Annotated in this window: 14 protein-coding genes; 3 read left to right on the forward strand and 11 right to left on the reverse strand. The window is 60.0% G+C overall.

Annotated features, from left to right (window positions below):
• Positions 1-3: 3 nt before the first annotated feature.
• The 10 genes from F8N96_RS13700 to rfaH all read right to left on the reverse strand — a co-directional run bounded on the left by F8N96_RS13700 (position 4) and on the right by rfaH (position 12,724).
• A complete protein-coding gene (locus tag F8N96_RS13700; RefSeq protein WP_150798251.1) occupies positions 4-939 on the reverse strand; it encodes a glycosyltransferase family 2 protein in 936 nt (311 codons plus the stop codon).
• A complete protein-coding gene (locus tag F8N96_RS13705; RefSeq protein ID WP_150798252.1) occupies positions 933-2,273 on the reverse strand; it encodes an O-antigen ligase family protein in 1,341 nt (446 codons plus the stop codon). Before F8N96_RS13705 ends, F8N96_RS13700 begins: the two co-directional genes overlap by 7 nt.
• The gene (locus F8N96_RS13710) at positions 2,270-3,382 is read right to left on the reverse strand and encodes a glycosyltransferase (protein ID WP_150798253.1); all 1,113 of its coding nucleotides are present in this window, start codon (positions 3,380-3,382) and stop codon (positions 2,270-2,272) included. Before F8N96_RS13710 ends, F8N96_RS13705 begins: the two co-directional genes overlap by 4 nt.
• Positions 3,379-5,187: a WecB/TagA/CpsF family glycosyltransferase gene (locus tag F8N96_RS35375; protein WP_224789526.1), complete on the reverse strand. Its 1,809-nt coding sequence runs from the start codon at positions 5,185-5,187 to the stop codon at positions 3,379-3,381. The genes F8N96_RS13710 and F8N96_RS35375 overlap by 4 nt, the downstream gene beginning before the upstream one ends.
• An 18-nt stretch (positions 5,188-5,205) precedes the next feature.
• Positions 5,206-6,537 (reverse strand): UDP-glucose dehydrogenase family protein, encoded by a 1,332-nt coding sequence (locus F8N96_RS13725; RefSeq protein ID WP_150798254.1) that lies wholly within the window; start codon positions 6,535-6,537, stop codon positions 5,206-5,208.
• Between the two features lie 47 nt (positions 6,538-6,584).
• On the reverse strand, positions 6,585-7,976 hold the full coding sequence (locus F8N96_RS13730) for an undecaprenyl-phosphate glucose phosphotransferase (RefSeq protein ID WP_150798255.1): 1,392 nt from the start codon (positions 7,974-7,976) through the stop codon (positions 6,585-6,587).
• 103 nt (positions 7,977-8,079) lie between these two features.
• Positions 8,080-10,395, reverse strand: coding sequence for a GumC family protein (locus tag F8N96_RS13735; protein WP_150798256.1), 2,316 nt, complete (start codon positions 10,393-10,395; stop codon positions 8,080-8,082).
• 2 nt (positions 10,396-10,397) lie between these two features.
• Positions 10,398-10,931 (reverse strand): polysaccharide biosynthesis/export family protein, encoded by a 534-nt coding sequence (locus tag F8N96_RS13740; protein WP_150798257.1) that lies wholly within the window; start codon positions 10,929-10,931, stop codon positions 10,398-10,400.
• Positions 10,932-10,942: 11 nt separating this feature from the next.
• Positions 10,943-12,097, reverse strand: a complete 1,155-nt coding sequence (locus tag F8N96_RS13745) for an outer membrane beta-barrel protein (protein ID WP_150798258.1) — start codon at positions 12,095-12,097, stop codon at positions 10,943-10,945.
• A 96-nt stretch (positions 12,098-12,193) separates the two neighbouring features.
• The gene (rfaH, locus tag F8N96_RS13750; RefSeq protein WP_150798259.1) at positions 12,194-12,724 is read right to left on the reverse strand and encodes a transcription/translation regulatory transformer protein RfaH; all 531 of its coding nucleotides are present in this window, start codon (positions 12,722-12,724) and stop codon (positions 12,194-12,196) included.
• A gap of 674 nt (positions 12,725-13,398) precedes the next feature.
• On the opposite strand from rfaH, the gene F8N96_RS13755 reads away from it, so the two are divergent.
• Positions 13,399-14,376, forward strand: coding sequence for an NAD-dependent epimerase/dehydratase family protein (locus tag F8N96_RS13755; protein WP_150798260.1), 978 nt, complete (start codon positions 13,399-13,401; stop codon positions 14,374-14,376).
• Between the two features lie 81 nt (positions 14,377-14,457).
• On the opposite strand, the gene F8N96_RS13760 is transcribed toward F8N96_RS13755, so the two are convergent.
• Positions 14,458-17,334, reverse strand: coding sequence for a C1 family peptidase (locus tag F8N96_RS13760; protein WP_150798261.1), 2,877 nt, complete (start codon positions 17,332-17,334; stop codon positions 14,458-14,460).
• 683 nt (positions 17,335-18,017) lie between these two features.
• Here F8N96_RS13760 and F8N96_RS13765 point away from each other — a divergent pair.
• Together F8N96_RS13765 and F8N96_RS13770 are read left to right on the forward strand one after the other, a co-directional pair.
• Positions 18,018-20,300: a phage tail sheath family protein gene (locus F8N96_RS13765; protein ID WP_150798262.1), complete on the forward strand. Its 2,283-nt coding sequence runs from the start codon at positions 18,018-18,020 to the stop codon at positions 20,298-20,300.
• Positions 20,301-20,358: 58 nt separating this feature from the next.
• On the forward strand, positions 20,359-20,883 hold the full coding sequence (locus F8N96_RS13770) for a phage tail protein (protein ID WP_057399652.1): 525 nt from the start codon (positions 20,359-20,361) through the stop codon (positions 20,881-20,883).
• The last annotated feature ends 15 nt before the right edge of the window (positions 20,884-20,898 follow it).

Raw genomic sequence — 20,898 nt, forward strand, 5'->3', positions numbered from 1 at the left:
CGATCAGGGAACCTTGTGCAGCGTCTTGAACCGCGCATAAAGGTAACGCAGGGTCGGTTTGCCATTGAAGAAAATCAGCGCTTGCCAGGAGTGCCCGAGCATCTGCCGGAACACCTTGATCACCTGTGCATGTTCGCCGCGCCGGGAAAAGGCATTGAGGAATTCGGCATGGTTGGCCAACAGGAAATGGATGCGCTGCTGCCGGGTCAGTCTCGGGCCGTAGCGATCCAGGTACAGTTCGATGAATCTGACTTTGTACGGGTAGTATTTTTGCGGTTGCGCGGTGATGTTGCCGCTGTCGACCCCGCGCCGATGGAGGATTTTCGGCACGGTGTGGATTTCCCAGTGCTCGGCGATCCGCGTCCAGAGCAGGCGGTCTTCGGCGAAGCGCAGGGAAGGGTCGAAACCACCCACGGCACAGACCACTTCACGCACCACCAGCACGCCGGACGTACCGTTGATGACATTCTCGCGCATGAAATCAGCAAAGTGATTGCCGCACTTGCGCCGCTCTTCCAGTTGCTGTGTGCCGTCGCTGAACACACTCAACTGGTAGCAATCGATCAGCCCGACCGAATGTCCCTGGGCCGTCAACCGGTCATACAGCGCCAGCTGCATTTCCAGTTTCTGTGGATGCCACTGGTCATCGGCATCGAGGAAGGCAATGAAGGTTTCCTCGGCGGCAAAGATGCCTGTGTTGCGCGCACGGGCCGGACCCTGGTTGGCCTGCTGCAACAGGGTCAGGCGAAACGGAGCGACAAAGTTCCTGACCCGTTGGGCACAGTCATCGCTGGAGCCGTCGTCGATGACGATCACCTGCTCGGGCTGACGGGTCTGCAGGACCACGGACGCCAGGGTCTTTTCGATGGTACTGGCGGCGTTGTACATCGGAATCACCACGCACACCGAATCCGGTGAAGGGGGGCCTTCGTTCAACATGGCCTTTTCTCCTTGGCTACGACGCTGGCGGTGGCGCCGCTGACCACCTTGCGTCGCGCCGTCGAGTGCGACGCTGCGCCCGGTCTGGCAAGACTGCGTCCGGCGTGGTGATGATGGAAAGACATTGCCAGGATGCAGAACACCAAAAACTCCGCGGAGCGATAATTGGGGATCACGTACGCCACGTAATTGGTGACGATGAACAGTCCTATGATGACCAGGGCACTGGCCCGATACTGCGCCGACTGGTCCGCCGTCACGGCGCGATACTGTTTGACCAGCGCCTCGGACAGCATCAGGCCCAGCGCCGTCAGCTGCACGATCCCACCGTTGAGCAGGGTTTCCATGTAGCCGTTGTGGGCGTTACCGATGTAACCCCAGCGAGTAATGAACGCGGCGGCATCGGGGCTGGACCAGAAACCACCATAGCCGTAACCCCTGACAAACTCGGCATCGATGTAGGGTGTCAGCAGCTCCCAGATCAGCATGCGGTCGGTGAGTGACGGGTCGCGACCGATCATTTCCAACAACAGCGTGTAATTACCATAGAGAAACAGGCAGATCAGCAAGTAGAGAACTGTGGTCGCGAAGAACGCCGTCCATGAGCGGTTGATCCGCAGGCGGATCATGGTCAGAAAGTACCAGTAGCTTGCCGTCCCCGCACAGATCAGCGCCAGCCCCGTGGCGGACTGGGCGAGCCCGATGGCGATGAGTGAGCACAGTGCGCTGAACATCGCCCAGGGATTGCGCCGGCGGATCATCGGCAGCAGCAACACAATGGCGATGGCATTGATCCGCGCGCCGGCATTTTTTTCCGGGAAGATGCCCTTGAACGCACCGTCGCGAATGCCCCCGGAAATGAAGGCGATATCCGGCAGGATCACGGCGCAGATCAGCCCGATGAACGCGGCTACGCCGAGGGTGCAGCCGAGCATGAAACTGATTTTTTCGAGGCTGTAGTTGTAGGCGACGAATCCGGCGAAAAACACCACGCTCATCAATGCGACAAAACGCTTGAGGCTGAGAAACGGATCGTAGGACCAACTGATCGACGCGGCGACGCAGAGCACGAACAGCAGCAAAAAGGCGTTTTGCCGGTAGAAGCACTGACTGAGGAACACCTTGTGGCGGATGAACAAAAATAAAGGCACCAGCAGAGTGATCAGGCCGCAGACCTGGTTGACGACGTTACCCTCCAGGTCGCGCTGGGCATCGTCCAGGCTGGAGGCGCTGCCCAGGCCGGTAAAAAAGCTGATCACCTGCATGTAGAACAGAACGCCGAACAGCGTGAAAAGATCGCGCAGCGTAGTGAACCTGACTTGCAGTGTGTTCATGGCCGTGGGCTACCGAGCAAGGCGCTGAGGTAGGTCTTCACCGCCTGGGCATTCATGAAGCGGGCGGCGGCATCGATCCGTATCGAACGCCGTGTATCGTTCGCGGCGTTCAGTTGTGCGCTGATCGCCTGCGCCAGCGCCGCGGGGTCATCGACCGCCACCAGCGGCGCGACGGTGCCGTTGTCGAGAATGTCCTGCGGGCCGTGCGGACAACGGGTCGCTACCACCGGGGTGCCGGTGGCCAGGGCTTCGACCAGCGCGTTCGGGCTGCCTTCGAAACGCGACGACAACACAAAGCAATCCGCCGCCGCGACTTGCGCCATGGGATCGACGGTGTAGCCCGGCAGGTCGACCCGATCGGCCACGGCCAGCGTGCGAGCCTGATCGAGCAGTGGTGCCCTGAGCGTGCCTTCACCGAAGATGATCAAGCGCGCCGTGCGATCGGGCAGTCGGGCGAAGGCATCGATCAGGGTGTCGAAGCCTTTCTGTCGGACCAGCCGCCCCACGGCGACAATCACCGGTGTGGTTTTTTCCCGCAGCCAATGATGCTCCGGAGCGGGCAGCGGCCTGTCGCGAAAGTCATTGTCCAGTACCGGGTTGTCGGCAATCGTGACATCGCGCTGACGGGCCAGGGTGGTCGCGACCAGATCCTCGGCGACCCCCCGTGACACGCAGATCACCGGGTTGGGGATGAGCCGGTACAGCAGTGGCGCCACCCAATAGGCCAGCCGGGCCCGCAGGGATGGGTTGACGTGTTTGTCGTGGGAAAACGCGTTGCGCTCGCTGACATGCAGGCGGGGCAGGGTTCCGGATAGCGCCGCTGCGGCAATCGCCACCACGTTGACATGGGTGAGGGCGGCCAATTGCGCATCAAAGCGATTGCGCCGCAGAAATCGCGCCAGGGCCGGCACGGCACTCGCACTGCGTGCGCTGTTGAGCTCGACCTGTTTGACCCGCGGATCGAGGCTTGCGACATTTACTCCGCCGCCGGTGAGCATCAGCAGGGTCACGTCATTGCCGGCATCGGCCAGCGCCCCCGCGAGGCGCGCCATCATCTTCTCGGCACCCCCTGCGCCCAAGTCATGCAGAATGATCAGCAGCTTCTTCATTGATTCCATACCTGGTAGTAGGCCTCGGCGGACTGATGACTGCCGTACTGTCGAACCGCCTCTGCCGCGACGCGACCGGCCGGCGCACCCTGACCGTCCGGGGTCAGGCTGTGCAGCAGTCCTTCTGCCAGCGCCGGCACATCATTGACCTTCACCAGACGTCCAAGCCGGCCGTGATCGAGCAACTCCCGGGTGCCGCTGCCACACTCGCAAGCCAATGTCGGCGTACCCAGCGCCAGGGCTTCGATCAGCACCGTAGGCAAGCCTTCATGGACCGAACTCAGGATCAACAGCCGGGCGTGGCGGATCAGGGGATAGGGGTTGCTCAGTAAACCGGTGAAATGCACCCGGTCTGCGATGCCCAGGCGTTGTGCCTGTGCGGTCAGCGCGACGCGCTCCGGGCCATCTCCGGCAATCACCAGATCCGGCAACGGCGTTGCACGGAGCAAGACCATGGCGTAGGCCTCGAGTAGCAGATGGAAGCCTTTTGGCTGCACCAGCCGTCCCACCCCCAGCCAGTAGTCGGCGGGCAAGCCGTCGGGCAAGGGCGCCTGCGCGGCATTGAGCATGTATTCGCTGATCACGGCGTTGGGGCAGTAGCGGATGCGCTGGCGTCCCCAGGGCATCAGCTCGGCAAGGCTGTGACACAGGCCGTTGGATACCGCTACGACCTTGCCAGTGCCGCACAGGTATAAAGCGTAGAGCAGGCGCAGGCTGGTGGGCCCGGTCTTCTGTTCCTCGCAATCGAGCGCCGCATGACGGGTATAAATGACCCGGCAGCAGGTGTTCAATGTGGCGAACCAGGTGCAGAGGTTGGCCTGTTCCTTGGCGGCGATCAGGTGAGTCACGCCTTCGCGACGAATGATCCGGCGCAACAGGAAGATGGACTTGAGCAGGCCCTTGATCCCATCGCCGCCGCCCTGGAAAAACGTCGCGCCCGCTTGCGCCGGCGTATCGCCGTTCATGACGTAAAAACCGACCTGGCGGCCCTCCTTCAGAAATTGCCCGGCCAGGCGCTGCTGGACACCCTCGACCCCTCCGCCAGGGGTGAAATCCTTGAGAATGAACAGAATGTTCATCCTGGTTTCCCGGCAGTCGGGGTGCAGTAGATCGATAGTCACTTTGTGCAGGGCGAGCATTGCCCACAGATGAAAAAAGTTTCTCGGATAGTCGATCAGGTAGCGCTGGATCGTGTGGGGCTCACGGTACATGCGGTAAAACGCGCGCAGATGCAGGCGGTTGATCAATTCGGGGTAGTAATTGCGGGTGGCCGTGGCTTCCTGCCGAATGAAACCGCCGCAGGTGAATGCCACCCCGCCAAAGCCCTGGCTCAGGGCCTCCTCGACGAATTGCTCCTGGAGCCCGGCGCCTAAACCTGTGATCAGGATGTCCGTAGCGCTGTCGCGGATGTCGGCATGTATGCGTTGTGCCTGCGCGGTATCGAAGTAACCGTTGTGAAAGCCGGCGATCTTCAAGCGCGGATAAAGACCCCTGATTTTGAGCAGGAACAGGTCCAGTTCCACTTGCCGGGCCCCGACAAAGTACACACGCCGGCCCCGTTGCTCGGCACTGCGCAGCACCGGGTCGGCGATGGAGGTGAAATCGAAACTGACACGCTCGACAGGCTGGCCGGTGATGCACGACATGAACGCCGACAGCAGCATGCCATCGCAAAAATAGCTGACGTCGCTGCCCTCGGCCTGTTCGAACAGACTGCCGATGGAAGCAAAGTTGATGAAGGAAAAAGCTTTGTGGGTCTCAAGCAGACCGGGAGTGAACCGCTCGACTAATTTCAACCTGATCATTGCCTGGTTCCTTCATCATTAGAGTGTCTGGCGGCCTACTGAGTAGTAGGTGAAACCACGATGTTTCAAGCGCTGCGGGTCGAACAGATTGCGTCCATCAAAAATCACCGGTTGCGCCAGTTGCTGACTGAGCAGGTCGAAGTCCGGTGCGCGAAACGATTGCCATTCGGTCGCGATGATCAGGGCGTCGGCATTTTTCAGGGCCGCTTCCTTGGTGCCCGCCAGCGTCAGGTCATCAAGCGCGCCATAGATACGCTGGGCTTCTTCCATCGCTTTGGGGTCGAACGCCTGGACCCTTGCCCCGGCTTTCCATAAGGCCTCCATCAAGACCCGGCTGGGGGCTTCGCGCATGTCGTCGGTGTTGGGTTTGAAACTCAAGCCCCACAAGGCGAAGGTCTTGCCCTGCAGCGCGCCGTCGAAATGATTGAAGATCTTGCTGAACAGCATGGTTTTCTGTTCGTTATTGCGCGTCTCGACCGCCTTGAGCACACGGGCGTCGAAGTCGACGTTGGTGGCGATGCGAATCAGTGCCTGCACATCCTTGGGAAAGCACGATCCGCCATAACCCAGCCCCGGGTAGATGAATTGATAACCGATGCGGGGATCGGAGCCGATGCCGTGGCGCACCATCTCGATGTCGGCTCCGAGCTTTTCGGCGAGGTTGGCCATTTCGTTCATGAAGCTGATCTTCGTCGCCAGCATGCAGTTGGCGACGTACTTGGTCAGTTCGGCGCTGCGCGCGTCCATGACGATGATTTTTTCGCGGTTGCGATTGAAGGGTTCATACAACTCGCGCATGACCGCTTCGGCATGCGGGCTGTCGGTGCCGATGATGATGCGGTCCGGGCGCATGCAGTCTTCAACCGCGCAGCCTTCCTTGAGAAATTCCGGGTTGGAGACCACGTCGAACGTCAGGTCACTGCGATTGGTCTGCGCCAGAACCTGATTGATGTGCGCTCGCACCCGGTCGGCGGTACCGACCGGGACCGTGGATTTGTCGACGATGATCTGGTGGCACTGCATGTGGTGGGCGATGGTGTCCGCCACACTCAGCACATACTGCAGGTCGGCCGAGCCGTCTTCATCCGGTGGAGTGCCGACGGCGATCAACTGCAACTGGGCGTGGTGTACGGCGGCGACAAGGTCGGTGCCAAATTGCAGGCGTCCGCTCTGGTAGTTGTCGCGAACCAGGCTTTTCAGGCCCGGTTCATAGAGCGGCAGCGTGCCATCCCTGAGTGCCTGTACCTTGATGGCGTCGACATCCACGCACAGCACGTTGTGGCCCGCTTCCGCCAGTGCGGCTCCCTGTACAAGGCCGACATAGCCAATTCCGAATACGCTCACATTCATCGGGAAAACCTCCGGGATTCGTGGTATCGATCCACGTGGACACAACGTCAGTAGATGTCTTTGGAAAACAGGGTGAACGGCGTCTTGAGCAGGATCTTGATGTCCAGCCACAGCGACCATTGGTTGATGTAGTTGAGGTCCTGGGCGACGCGCCGCTGCATTTTTTCCACGGTCTCGGTTTCACCCCGATGCCCGGTGATTTGGGCCAGCCCGGTGATGCCGGGCTTGAGCCGATGACGAGCCATGTAGGCGCGCACCTTGCCGGTGTAATAGGCGTTGTGGGTGACGGCATGCGGGCGCGGTCCGACCAGGGCCATCTGGCCGAACAGCACGTTGAACAGTTGCGGCAATTCATCGATCGAAGTACGGCGCAGAAAGCGTCCGAGCGGGGTTACGCGGTCATCGTCGCGGGTGGCCTGGCGCACCTGTTGATCGTCGTGCACGCGCATCGAGCGAAACTTCCAGACCTGGAAGATTTCGGCGTCGTGGCCGTGACGATTCTGTTTGAACAGCACCGGACCTGGCGAAGTGACCTTGACGGCAATCGCCACGGCCACCAGCAACGGGCTGAACAGTAGAATGGCCACTGCGGCCAGGCTGCGTTCGAGCAGTTCCTTGCAGAGCAGGCTGCCGGGATGCGAACTGATCAGGCTTTCGTTGAGGTAGATCGCCGGCATGCGCTCGATTTCGGAGATCGACTGGTTGAGCAGTACCATGCTGCCCAGGTCCGGAATCCACACCACGTCGACGTTCATGTCCAGCAAATCGATGTACAAGGCTTCAATGAGGGCGGCCTGCGCCATCGGCAGAACGATATAGACGCGACGAATATCCATGCGCGAGATGATGATGCGGATCTCGCAGACGCGACCGAGCAACGGCAGGACACTGGGGGCGGGGCCGGCCAGATCTTCGGTGGCGACGAAACCCAATACCCGCGCTTGATCCGGCTGGGTAAGTTTTCTGGCCAGCTCGTCGGCGGTCGGGCAAGTGCCGATGATGATGGAACGGCGCTGTTGGCAGACCTTGCGCGCATGCAGTCGGGCCAGGAAGTGCAGCGGCAGAAAACTCGCCGCCTGGACCACGAAGCCCATGATTGCCCAGACGATGATGACCTGGCGTGAAAACCTCACACTGGTCTGGGTAATAAAGGCGATGGCCATGAGTACCGCGAGCAGGATCAGCCAGCCGGCCAGCAACCGACCGAGGCCGTTCAACAGGCCGTGACGCTTGTGATAAACCTGCATGGCACTGTAGATCGGTACCGAACCGAGCACGGTAAGCGTCATCAGCACGCGGTATTCGCTGGCCAGGCTGCCGACCCGCCAATACACCAGCAGCATCAGTAGTAGGTTGATCAGAACGATCGCGCACAGCCACTGCCCCCAGAAGGTCAGCCCCCTGCGGTGCGCCATTTGAGCGGTTATTTGCGGAGTCATCGGCTCAATCTCTGGACATGGATGACGCGCCAGCACTGCAAAGGCGCTGGCGGTATCGATTGGAGTGAGATCAAACGTCGGCAAACAGGCTGCGTGCCCGTGGTTACCTGCGGGCGAAGTCGTAGTCGTAGAACGTTTGCGAATGGCTGTAGCCGTACTTGCGCGCCTTGCGCAGGTCGACCTGGTTGAGCACCACCCCGAACACCGGCGCGTGGCTTTGTTGCAGCATGGCGAGGTACTTCTGCACCTGGCTCACCGGCGTGCTGTCGGCCTTGACCACGTAGATCACCGCATCCGAATGCTGAGCCAGCAACAGCGCATCGCTGACCATTTCCGCTGGCGGCGAATCGATGATGATGTGCCGGTAACGCATCTTGAGTACTTCGAGCATGCATGCCAGGCGCGGCGAACTGAGCAGATCCTGAGGTGGCGGCTGGCGTAACGGGTCGTTATTTGCACGCGGTGACGGCAGGCGTGGTGAGCTGAACAGATCCAGCGACGGCGGTGAGATATTGCCGGCGGTCAACATGTCGAGATTACCCACGGTGCGAATGCACTCCTCGAGGCGTGCCGTACCGGCAATCACGTTGGCCAGACCCGGGCTGTCGGGCGCAAAGTCGAAGTTCAGCGAGAGGGTGGGTTGGCGCATGTCGGCATCGATCAGCAGCACGCGCTCCAGCGACGTGAGTGAACTGGCGAGGTTGTTGGCAATGGTGCTTTTGCCTTCTTCGGGCACGGTCGAGGTCACCAGCACAACCTGCGATGGCGTATCACTGTCCTGCAGCATCAACCAGGTGCGCAGGTTGCGAATGGTTTCGGAAAATCGCGGATTGTCGTTGTCGTCAAACAGGCGCGCCAGTTGTCGCCGGCTTTTTTTCGCCACCAATGGCACCACGCTGAGCAGCGGTATATTGAGTGTGCTTTCGATGGTGTCGTCGCTCTTGAAGGTGTTGTTCAGGTAGTCGAACAACAAGGCCACTGCCACGCCAATCACCCCGGCCACCAAGGCGACAATCGCCACGATCCGGGTCTTGCGCGGCTTGCTGGCTTCCAGTGGCACGATGGCGGAATCGATAATGCGCGCCTTGGTCGAGTCCATGTCAGACGTTGCCGCGGTTTCCTTGAGCCGGGTGATAAAGGTTTCATACAGCGCCCGGCTGCTGTCGACCTCCCGTTGGAATTCGCGCAGCTGGAATTCCTTGCGCGAGATGTCCTGTATTTGTGCCTTGTTGGTGTTGAAGGATTTGCGCAGCGCCTCTTCGCTGGCCACCGCCAGCCGGTATTGGTGTTCGATGCCGGCGATCACCTGCCTGACCTGGATGCGCAGGCTGTCTGAAGCAGTGCGCAGCTCCGAACGGGCGGAGAGCAAGCTGGGGTGTTTCGGACCATAACGTCCCGACAGCTCCTCGACCCTGGCTTGGGCCTTGGCCAGTTCGGCCTGGAACTGCTGCACCAGCGGGTTGCTCAGCACGGCAGGGACGCTGGAGAGTCTGCTCAGGTCGCCGCCACTGCCCAGGCCCTGCACCTGACGGTATTGGCTTTCGGCTTCCGCGCGGTTTCGGCGGGCGTCGATCATGCGATTGCCGGTCATTTGCAGTTCGTTGGCACTGATGGTGGCGACCCCGTCGACATCCACCAGACCCTGTTCTTCACGGTAGGCCTGAAGCTTGTCCTCGGCCTTGCGCAGGTTGTCGCGCAATTCGATCAGGCGTGTGTTCATCCAGCTGGTGGTGGTCAGCGAGGATTTCTGGCTGGTATCGAACTGACTGTCGAGGAAACCCTGGGCCAGCGCGTTGGCGGCGGCTGCCGCCAGTTGCGGGTCTGGCAACTCCACCTGGATTTCGATCAGCTGGCTTTTGCCGACGAATTTGACGCTGGCATGACGCATGAAGTTTCGCGTGACTTCATTGAACACGTCTTCTTCCGTGGGCGTCGTCGCTGCCGGCGTGAGGAATCCCAGGCCCGGCAACCATTGGCCATGGTTAAGGTCCGCCAGCCACTGGCGCGGTTTGAACCAGGACTGCGGTTGCTGGCGGGGGTCGGTCAACGGATGGGTTGTCAGCTTGAGTTTCCTGACCGCCCGTTCCGCCAGCTCCCGCGATTGCAGGAGTGCCAGTTGGGTCTGCAGGTAGTCGGGGGTTGGGCCGCCCTTGTCGGTCGTCTGCTGGAAGTTCAGCGGCGGCGGGGTCGTATCCTTGATCAGCAGGGTGGTGCTGCCGATGTACTGCGGGGTGATGGTCGACACCACTGCTATGGCCAGTGCACTGCTCAGCAGTACGCAGCATCCGATGTTCCATTTGGCACGCCAGGCCACTCTCCAGAGTTTGAGCAGATCAATGGTGTCCTTTTCTTCGCTGTGCTGCACAGGTGCAGCCGCTTTAAGCGGACGTTCGACGTAGGTGCCAGGGCTGTTGTCCATGATTAGAAAAAGCCTTGTGCAATGGAGATGGTGTCACCCGGAGCAATCACGGTGCTGCGGGTAATGTTGTCGGTCAGCGTCTGGCCGTCATCGCCGCGCACGATCGTCACTCGCTTGATCGAGGCGCGTTCGGTCAGGCCGCCGCCCAGGGCGATGGCCTTGTCCAGGGTTAGCCCCGGTACGAACGGATAACTGCCTGGTTTTTGCACTTCCCCATTGATGTAAAAGGCGCGGTATTCGATCTGGCTCAGGCTGACTTTGGGGTCGATCAGGTAACCCTGTTTGAGTCCGTCGACGATGATTTTTTCGACCTGGTTGGGGGTCAGGCCCTTGGCGGAAATTTCCCCCAGAAAGGGGTAGGAAAACGTCCCCGCATCGTTGAGACGAATCCGTTTGAGACTCAGCTCCGGCTCGCCGAAAACCGTGATGCGCAGTACGTCGCCCGCCGCCAGTTTGTACTGGGTACCGGGATCGGCGGCGTGTGAGACAGGGATCGGACACAACACGAGCAGTAGGCCAAGGATGCGTGTGTTCATGGAAAATCTCCTCAGAGACTGATGTCGAAGCTGACCTGAAACACGTTGCGTTCGTAGCTTTCGTTGTCGGCATCGGAATTGTCGTCGCGGTAGCGATAGCCGACTTCAATGTCCAGCCAGCGGCGCATTTCGTACACCAGGGCCAGGTGGTACTCGCGCAGGTCATCGGTCCGGTCCTGCCCCTCGTAGACGTCGCGACCCGCACCGATTTCCGTGACGCCGGTGATGCGTTCGGTCCAGCCATGACGCCAGCCGAGCTGGGCATAGGTGGCCTTGACGGCATCGGCGCCATCGTCACCCTCCGCCATGGCCTGGCGGGCCAGAACAGTGAAGGTCGAGTAGGTACGTGGTTTCCATTGCAGATCCACCTGCCAGGTCGGGTTATCGAGGTCCTTGGACTCGCTGTCATCGAAATTCTTGCGCTCATAGCCAACCCGGACTTTGCCGGTGGTGCGAGCAGTGAAATCCCATTCGGCACCGGCGAGCAAAGCATCGGATTTGCTGCTGCGGGGGCTGTTGGCTTGCAAGTAGTCGAAGATCGTGTGGTCGTACTCCAACAGACCACGGGTGTTGCTACCGATGCGGTGGTACCAGGTGGTGCTCAGCTCGGTGGTGTCGCGTTCCTTGTCGTCGTTGATCCCCCCGGAATTGTCATAGCGAAGTTGTGTGTAACTGGCCCCGAGATCAATTTGATTGGCTGCACTTTTAGCGCCGTAGGTATAGAGACCGTTGGCCTTGCTATTCTGGATCTTGTCATTGATGCCATCCACCGCCGTGTCGGTCGTTCGCTCGTATTTGCGCCATTCCCCCTCAAGTTTCAGGCGATGCCGGTCGGTGAACTCCATGATGCTGGCCAACTCAACACGTTGTGCGGAACTGGAGGCGTCGGATTCATCGTGATAGATATTTCGGGCCGGTTGCCAGATCAACCGGGTGGCGCTGTTGCGGTCTTCCGCCTTGAGCTCGAAGGAGGGCGCGATGCGCGTGACCATGGACGACTGCACATTGTGTTCGAGCTCGCGGATGTTGTCGTCGAACGCTTGCGAAAAAGTCAGCGTCGGAGTGAAGTTGAATCCATGGATATCGATGTTCTGGGGATCAACGCACCAGGCATATCCTGGGTACAGGCTGACCATAATAAGCGCCAAGGGGAGGGGGGGCTTCATGGCCGTATCATTGCTCCTGGAAAGTGGTGCTCAGGCGTGGGGGACGCAGGGCGAGCACGATCAGTGCAAGACTGGTAATGGATCCAAGATTGAGTGTTAACGCTGGCCGGCAAGTGATTTACTGGGGGCGAGATCACTCAGCGGAATACAGATGGACTGTTGCCGATTGAGGAATTGAAGTAGCAACATGACCCGTTCCGCGCCCAGCATGGACAAAAAGACACCCTCCAGAGGTGACAGTGGCCCCCGGATGATGCGCAATGTCTGGCCGGGTTGAAGTTCTTCAATGCCGGGCGCCGCAGATGTCAGGCAGCGCGTACGCAGATGCTCTATCACGTTATCGGCCACCACCGCGGGGCCGTGATTGAATTCGACCAATCGGCTGACCCCGCGGGTCGAGCGTATCGGCGCCCAGTTGTCGTCGTGGCTTAAACGAACGAACAGATAGCCTGGAAAGAGCGATTCGCAAACCTTCTGCGGTTTGCCGCGGATCAGCCGATCGGTGGTGAGTTGCGGGCGAAAGATCTCGTAGCTTTGCCGCAACAGGTTGATTTGTGCCCGGTCATCCTGACGCGGTTTGCACTGGAGCAGGTACCAACAAGAGCCATCGGTATTGTTAGTTAGCATGCTTGCAAACTCCGTACTTAGCGAAAGTTTAAGCATCGTTATCCGTTCTGGCATCAGCAGCCTTCATGCTGGCCAGTAGGCGGTGTTGGAGATTAGGGAGCCCGGCGTAATTGTTTTTATGGGCTAAAGTGTGTATCAATAATGAAGCATGTTACGCTTGAGTCTTGACCGGGAGGTCCATCGTCGTAAGGAGGATAAAAACATCCGCGGCCGTAGTGCACGGACACTTGTATGTCTTAGTGCCATCAGCGCAACTTGATGGGCCCATCCGAGTGTTTGTCAGAGCCAAAGCTACCGCACAGTCCTTGTAGTAGGGCCGTTAACGTCAATAGTTGCTTTAGTGTTCCCTTTGGATCGGCGAATGCCGACTAGTGCTCCGATGTCGGCCTACTTTTGATAGGCCGATGTAAGTTATCAACTAGTCTGTGGGGCCTTGTCAAACGTTGCCAGTCAAAATACATGCCTTTGATCCAAAAGTTCGGGAGTGACTGGCAAGTAGTTGTTTTAATTAATAATTTTTTTTCATCGATAGGGTAAGCAGGTCTGGACCTGTTACGGACATAGGGCTATAAGTAACTGCCTCAGCTTAAGCGCCAGGCGATGGAGCAGGCTATGAACATGACCGTGCAATGTATCCGGATCGAGAGGCCGCTCAGTTCACAGGCGACTGCTTCATGACCGTCCTGGTCACCGGCGCCGCCGGATTCATCGGCTTTCATACGGCCAGGCGTTTGTGCCTGGACAGTCACGAGGTGGTCGGCCTCGACAACCTCAACGACTACTACGAGGTCACGCTCAAGCAGGCACGGCTTGAAGAGCTTGCGTGCTTGCCGGGCTTTCATTTCGAAAAAATGGACATCGTCGATAAACCGGCCTTGATGGCGCTGTTCGGCGAGCACCGGTTTACCGAGGTGGTGCATCTGGCGGCCCAGGCTGGTGTGCGTTATTCGCTTGACAACCCGGATGTCTATGGGCAATCGAATCTGGTGGGTTTCCTCAATGTGCTGGAAGCCTGTCGGCACCATTGTCCAGAGCACTTGATCTATGCCTCCAGCAGTTCGGTGTACGGCAGCAACAGTAAATTGCCTTTCAGCGTCGAAGACTCCGTCGACCACCCGGTTTCGTTGTACGCGGCCACCAAGCGCGCCAATGAGCTGTTGGCCGACAGCTACTGCCATCTGTATGGCCTCAAGGCCAGTGGCTTGCGCTTTTTTACCGTCTACGGACCCTGGGGCCGGCCCGACATGGCGCTGTTCAAATTCACCGAAGCCATCCTCCATGGCCAGCCGATTGACGTCTACAACCAAGGCGAAATGGCGCGGGATTTCACCTACATCGACGACATCGTCGAAAGCATTGCCCGCTTGCGCACCCGTGTGCCGGTAGCGGTCGAGTCCGGTGCAGGTTGCAACCGGTTGTTCAACATCGGTCGTGGCTTGCCCATGGCGTTGATGGACTTCGTCGAGTGCCTGGAGTCGTCACTGGGTCTGACAGCCCGGCGCAACTATATGCCGCTGCAGGCCGGTGATGTGGTCAAGACCTGGGCAGACACCAGCGCACTGCAAGCGTGGATCGACTTCAGGCCGAAAGTGGAGGTCGAGGCTGGTGTGGAACAATTCGTGAAGTGGTATCGCAGCTACTATCAGGTCTGAAGCAGATGAATTTTTACAGTATGCAAACAATCAATCCACAAAGATGTTGGTTCATTTCTACAGGCGAATACGGGCCTTCTGTCAGAACCCCCGCAGATCATCCACCGGCAACTTGAGTTCCTGCTTCGGCTCGGTTCCGGTGATGCGCTTGAGCGTCCGGCTCACCACATCCACGTTGTTGTCGAAGCAGCCGTGGGTCGGCTTGATGGTGGCGCTGGAGCGGTTGTCGGGCATGTCCGATCGGTAGCTGAACACCGTGGCTGTGTCGAGGATGTCGATCTGCTTGCGTCTGGCCAGGCCCGCCAACTGGACGGTCTGGCGCCATTTGCCCAGTGCCTCGCCGGTGCTGGAGGAGCCGTCCCAGCCCTTGTACTCGGGGTCGAGCACGTTGGCCTGGCCAAGGATCGGCATGCGCAGGTCGCCTTCCAGCGCGTTGGACACCAGGTAGAGCAGCGACTTGCCATAGCGGCCGATGCTGTCGTCACGCTCATTGCGGTCCGAAAGGATGTCCAGGTAGAGGTTCTGTATCAGCGTTTCGTGGGGAGCGAAGTGGCGATTGGCAAACTGCACCGTGCAGGCTGGCGCGTAGAGGTGGAGCGAGTGGACGTTCGTTTCGAGGCCGCGTGCGGCGAACAGGTCGATGACATGGCCAAGGAAGATCGCGCCGGCCGAATGTCCCACCAGGTGGATTTCCAGATCGTCGCCCCAGGTCCTGGCCAGGTTCTGCAGGGCCGTCACCAGTTTGTCGCCGCCACGGGTGGGCAGGTTGGCGAACTCGGCGTTTTCTTTCATCTCGCTCCAGATCGGACGGGCGAAGGGGCGGCCAATTCCCCGTTCGAGGAGGAGGTCGGCTCCGTCCTCGACGTTCTCGCGCAAACCGCCGACACGGGCCGGTTCGCGCTGGAACCTGTCGGTGATGATGTCCGTGATGGATTCGAGTACACCGGTCTTCCAGACGATGAACAGCGGGTAGCAGCCATTGCCCAGGAAGTAGCGTCCCATCGCCCTCGCACGCTCGATGGCGGCGGCCTGGTCGTTCAGTCCACCGTGGGCGTAGACCACCAGGCGCTTGGTCTTGCCCGGCTGCGAACGGAACCACTGGTCAGGCAGCCCGCAGGCCTGGTACATCAGTGAACGGTTCAGCTCGTCCTGGGTGAGGTGACGATCGATACGTCCGTTGTTGCCGAAGATCACGCTGTGCTCATAGGCCTTGGGTTCATCCCACCACTGGGAGCTGTCGACAGCGGCCGCAGCGATTGCCGTACTGCGGCCTGCGGCCATTTGGCCGAGCATCACCCCCGGTACGCCCAGGGCTGCAACCCAGGCGTCCATGCCATTGGCGAGCCAGTCGGCGTAGGTCAGCAGGGCGAAACCGCCCCCGCCCCAGGTGGTGCCCCAGGAGTTCTGCACGATGAAGCCGGTGGCATTGAAACCGACCAGGGCGAAGGCGTGGCCGCCGCTCTGCGACGGCCTGCCGTCGAACGGTATGGCCGGCAGGGCGCCATGTCTGTTGACCTTGCCCTTGGGTTTTGCCAAGTGGTTCCAGCCGTCGTGAGTGAAAGCGGACACATAGATCGCACCGACTTGGCAGATGGCGGCCTGCAGATCGGTGATGGAACTGATGTCTATACGGTAGTAAATGCCCAATGTGTTGTCGGTTGCACGGGTTGCATAACCGAACTTGGGTGGCAGGGTGTCCTGGTCATCGTAGGGCCAGTCGGACTCCAGGCACACGCCGTGGTGGTGCCAGCCCTTGAGGGCGCCACGGCAACTGGAGCCCTCATAGTCCTCGCCGGCGAACTCGTCGTAGCGTCGCGCGTAGTTGAACAGCATCCGCGGGCTGACCGATTCCGGAACTTTGCCGTTGCCGTTCTTGCGCCAGCGCAGGTAGTTAACCACGCAAGCCAGCCCGAAACCGGTGCAGGAACCTTCCCGGCCCTGGTCGAGGATCAACCCCGACTGGGTATAGCGCGGCAGATACTCCTTGATCAGATCGTCACTGGGAAAGGCATCGGGCAGGCTTGAAGGCGGTGGCATGTAAGTGCGGTCACGCAGGTCCACCGGGTCCTTGCTGGCATCGAGCTGACGCGCGACTGGCGTTGGCTTCGCTGCAGCCTTTTTCGCCGCCGCGCCCTTGACCTGACGGGCGCGGGTCGGCTGTGGAATCAGCTCTGCAAGTCTGAACACATCGCTGAAGCGGTCGAGGCCGTGGGAGCCGCCGTTGACCTCCTTGCGGGCCGCGCGGTAGTTGTCACTGGCCAGGGCGGTACGAATCCTGGACGCCCGGTCGGCAAGGAATCGCGCCAGCAGGGTGGCCGCTACCTCGGGAGCATTGGCAAGGTCCGGCTGCGCTTCGATATCCAGGTCAATATTCTCTGAATAGACGTGATAGTTATGGCGCCCGGTCAGTTGTACGAAGCCACGGCCGCGGAAGTTCGCGCCATCACCGGGCTCGGTGTTGCCGAGGCCCGCTCTGCCGTCGTAGGCGCTGAACGGCGGCATGCCCGGCCTGGTATTGAACTTCGAGGGAAACTCCGAAATGGGCACGAAGCCTTCGGTCTCGGCGCGAATGGTGCCTAACGCTGCCAGTATCATCGGCCTGTCCGTCAGGTCGGCCGCTGCCAGGGCCGCAACGACATAAGAAAGGTAGCGTTGGATGTTCGACGCTTTGGTGGCGGGGAATAGAAGCTTTACCGTATCCACGCCGAGCGCCATGGCCAGCGCCTTGAGCTTGCGCAGACCCAGCAGGCTCTGGCAGTAAGGACCGACCACTCCGTCTGCCACTATGCCGATGCCCGATTGCCAGTGACGGACCGCCGATTCCGTCAATGCGTCGAAATCACTTCCTCCTGCAAGTCCGGGGAAACCTCGCTCGTCGTCGGCCAGTGCCTTGGCCAGTTGCTTGCGAAGTTCCGCTACGTCATCGCCACTCTTGTTCCGTGCCAGAAGCATGTCCATGACTCTACCTCCCGCTGCCCGTTGTCCTTGCGCTGCATTGGCTGCAGCCCATGCCGGGCACCTGAGGTGCAAAGTTGACCGCCTGTGGCCCAATAGCGGAACGGCTGAGATCAACGGCGCTGAGACGACCGGAGCAACACCACGGAGCGATTTTTTGAGGTCTGGTGCAAGGCGTTTTGGAGTATAGCTGTGCTGGAGAATATGTAATGACGCCTCCTCGCAAGTCCACCAAGACATTAGCGGCCTATTATCAACTCCCTGAACTTAGAGGCCTCTTTGCCGGTTTTAATGATGTCTGGCTATTAGCGCTACAATGAAACAGTCATTGAGCTTTTAAAGTTATTTGTTACTTCGCTCCGGGGGTTTATAACAATTGGGTATTGCCCTTGGGCGGCAGCTCTTTGAGTTCAGGCGTTTACTAAATTAACTATGTCATTGAGCCATTAGTAAAGATGGAGATATTTGAATTTGCGTAATAAAAAAAACGATCTATAGCTATCCATACCTTTCGAATTATGGGCCGTCAGTTCCCCTCGGGAATTTGAACTCCGTCCAGGTCATCATCGGTTTCCGGGCCGTGAGTGGGTTCGGATGTAGTTGTGTTGGTTGTGAGACGAAGTTGGATCTGCCTCGGAAGGGATTTGGCCATCAACCCCCTGCATCCTGCCCGGAAAGGATCCGCCATGCCTGCCCAACTCAGCTATCCAGGCGTCTATATCGAAGAACTTCCCAGCGGCGTGCGGACCATCACCGGTGTCGCGACCTCGGTGGCGGCCTTCGCCGGTTCGGCGCCACGCGGGCCGATCAACAAAGCCCAGCACCTGTTCAGTTTCGCCGATTACGAGCGGCGTTTCGGCGGTTTGGCGGTGGATTCCGAGATGGGTTATGCGGTCCGCCAGTTCTTCCAGAACGGCGGCACCGAGGCTTACGTGGTGCGTATCGTCAAGGACGCCAGCACCGCGAGCAAAACCTTGCAGAACGCGACGCCGATCGATGTGCTGAAGGTCCAGGCGCTGGACGAAGGCGCTGCGGGTAACGGTATCGAAGTACGGGTGGATCACCTCACCATCAACCCCGGTAGCTCATTCAACATCACGTTCATCCGCGCCTCGGATGGACGCGCCGAACGCTATGAAAATCTGTCGATGAACTCGATGGATGCCCGCTACGCGCTGGATCAGGTCAATGCGGTTTCACAGTTGGTCAAACTGAGTCGGGTGGTCGGTCAGTCGGCGCTGGACGGGTTGGCCGCCGGCACTTCGCGCAGCGCCACCCTGGCTGATGTGACGACCCTGCTGGACGCCAACCACAACGAGTTTCGGGTCAGCGTGAACAATCTGCCGCCGGTCAAGGTGCTGATCGCACTGCCGGCGGATATCGCCGGCGGCACGGCGACCCAGCGTCTGGATTCACTGTGTGGCGCGATCCAGACCAAGGTCCGGGCGCAGGCGAACAGCCAACTGGCCTACCAGAACTTTACCTGTGGGCGGCCGGCCACTACGCAAACGATCCTGATGACGTCCGGTGTCGGCGGCGAATTCTCCAGTGTGCGGGTGCTGCCCGGGCAGAAGAGCAATGCCAGTGCCGCGCTCAAACTGGGCAGTGAGGCCGGTGGCGTCGAGGTCGACGCGGTCGGGGCGATCCGGCCGGTGCCGGTGCCTGATCCTGCAACCCTGACCAGCGATACCTTTGGTGCCAACGACCTGGATGCACTGCCAGATACAACGCACACTGGCTTGCGCATCAGCCTCGATGGCAATTCCGATGTGATCGATATCGGTGATGCGGGGGCGGTTGGCGGCAATCTGGCAGCCAAACTCAACGACATGGCCGCGCGGATTCAGGCAGCAGTGCGTGCGCGTAAACCAGGCGATCCCGCCTACCGCAACTTTGTCTGCTCGGTGGCCGGCAGCACCCTGGTCCTTGCAACGGGCACCCAAGGCGCGGCCTCGAGTATCGCGGTCTCCGATTCGCCGCTGAACAGCATCGCCAGCCAACTGCACTTGCTGGCGGGCTCGCTGACCACCCAACCGGTGAACGTCACCCTGCAGGGCGGCAGTGAAACCGCTTATGCCGCCGCGGATATTTATTCCGCTTTCATCGCTGACCGAGACTCGCGCAAAGGACTGTATGCCCTGGAAGAGGTGGACCTGTTCAACATCCTCTGTCTGCCGGGTATCACTGACACCGGTGTGCTGATGGATGCAGCCGCTTACTGTGAGGAACGCCGGGCATTTTTCGTGATCGACTCACCGCCAACGGCTGTCGATCCGCAGCAGATGGTGGCGATGGTCTCCGGCACCGCGTTGCCGAAGTCCGATCACGCCGCGGTCTACTACCCCTGGATCTACATCGCCGATCCCCTGAAGAACGGCAAGTTGCGGCTGAGCGCACCCTGCGGAACCGTGGCCGGGCTTTACGCCCGCACCGACGGTGACCGTGGGGTATGGAAGGCGCCGGCCGGCACTGACGCCAGCCTGATCGGGGTACAGGCGCTGAGTTATCAATTGAACGACCGCGAGAATGGCAGTCTCAACCCGCTGGGGGTCAATTGCCTGCGCAGTTTTCCGGTGTACGGCGCGGTGTCCTGGGGGGCCCGGACCCTGCGCGGGGCCGACCAGATGACCTCGGAATACAAATACGTGCCGGTGCGCCGGCTGGCCCTGTTTCTCGAAGAAAGCCTGTATCGCGGCACTCAATGGGTGGTGTTCGAGCCCAATGACGAGCCGCTCTGGGCGCAGATCCGCCTCAACCTCGGCGCCTTCATGAACAGCCTGTTCCGCCAGGGCGCCTTCCAGGGCAAAACGCCGCGCGAGGCCTATCTGGTCAAGTGCGATCGTGAAACCACTACTCAGGACGACATCAATCGCGGCGTGGTGAATATCCTGGTGGCTTTCGCTCCGCTGAAACCGGCGGAGTTCGTGGTGATCAGGATCCAGCAGTTGGCTGGGCAAATTCAGGTGTGATCCAGCGGCAGCCGCCCGGGTGGGTGGCTGCTGAACCGCTGCATCAGGGAGATATGCCATGGCTCAGTTCACGGTTAACGCCCAGCGTTTCGATCCGTACAAGAACTTCAAATTCCGCGTCAAGTGGGACGGTCGCTATGTCGCCGGCATCAGCAAAGTCTCGGCGCTCAAGCGCACCACTGAAGTGGTCAAGCACCGCGAGGGCGGTGATCCCAGCAGCAGCCGCAAATCGCCGGGGCGCACCGAGTTCGAGGCGATCACCCTGGAACGCGGGGTGACCCACGATGCCGATTTCGAGCGCTGGGCGAACAAGGTCTGGAACTTCGCCTCCGGCCTGGGCGCGGAGGTGTCGCTCAAGGATTTTCGCAAGGACATCATCATCGAACTGTACAACGAGGCCGGCCAATTGGCCCTGGCGTACAAGGTGTTCCGCTGCTGGGTCAGCGAATTCCAGTCACTGCCGGACCTGGACGCCAATGCCAACGCGGTGGCCATCGCCCGTCTGAAATTGGAAAACGAAGGCTGGGAGCGCGATTACGAGGTGGCTGAACCGAGCGAACCAAGCTTCAACGAGCCGAACTGACGAGGCATCGTGCCT

Source organism: Pseudomonas fluorescens, from assembly GCF_902497855.1.
GTDB lineage: Bacteria > Pseudomonadota > Gammaproteobacteria > Pseudomonadales > Pseudomonadaceae > Aquipseudomonas > Aquipseudomonas fluorescens_BI.

Bases quoted from the DNA above. Each gene is read 5' to 3' on its own strand.
- F8N96_RS13700 (WP_150798251.1), bottom strand. From the start codon at position 939: ATGTTGAACGAAGGCCCCCCTTCACCGGATTCGGTGTGCGTGGTGATT.
- F8N96_RS13705 (WP_150798252.1), bottom strand. From the start codon at position 2,273: ATGAACACACTGCAAGTCAGGTTCACTACGCTGCGCGATCTTTTCACG.
- F8N96_RS13710 (WP_150798253.1), bottom strand. From the start codon at position 3,382: ATGAAGAAGCTGCTGATCATTCTGCATGACTTGGGCGCAGGGGGTGCC.
- F8N96_RS35375 (WP_224789526.1), bottom strand. From the start codon at position 5,187: ATGATCAGGTTGAAATTAGTCGAGCGGTTCACTCCCGGTCTGCTTGAG.
- F8N96_RS13725 (WP_150798254.1), bottom strand. From the start codon at position 6,537: ATGAATGTGAGCGTATTCGGAATTGGCTATGTCGGCCTTGTACAGGGA.
- F8N96_RS13730 (WP_150798255.1), bottom strand. From the start codon at position 7,976: ATGACTCCGCAAATAACCGCTCAAATGGCGCACCGCAGGGGGCTGACC.
- F8N96_RS13735 (WP_150798256.1), bottom strand. From the start codon at position 10,395: ATGGACAACAGCCCTGGCACCTACGTCGAACGTCCGCTTAAAGCGGCT.
- F8N96_RS13740 (WP_150798257.1), bottom strand. From the start codon at position 10,931: ATGAACACACGCATCCTTGGCCTACTGCTCGTGTTGTGTCCGATCCCT.
- F8N96_RS13745 (WP_150798258.1), bottom strand. From the start codon at position 12,097: ATGAAGCCCCCCCTCCCCTTGGCGCTTATTATGGTCAGCCTGTACCCA.
- rfaH (WP_150798259.1), bottom strand. From the start codon at position 12,724: ATGCTAACTAACAATACCGATGGCTCTTGTTGGTACCTGCTCCAGTGC.
- F8N96_RS13755 (WP_150798260.1), top strand. From the start codon at position 13,399: ATGACCGTCCTGGTCACCGGCGCCGCCGGATTCATCGGCTTTCATACG.
- F8N96_RS13760 (WP_150798261.1), bottom strand. From the start codon at position 17,334: ATGGACATGCTTCTGGCACGGAACAAGAGTGGCGATGACGTAGCGGAA.
- F8N96_RS13765 (WP_150798262.1), top strand. From the start codon at position 18,018: ATGCCTGCCCAACTCAGCTATCCAGGCGTCTATATCGAAGAACTTCCC.
- F8N96_RS13770 (WP_057399652.1), top strand. From the start codon at position 20,359: ATGGCTCAGTTCACGGTTAACGCCCAGCGTTTCGATCCGTACAAGAAC.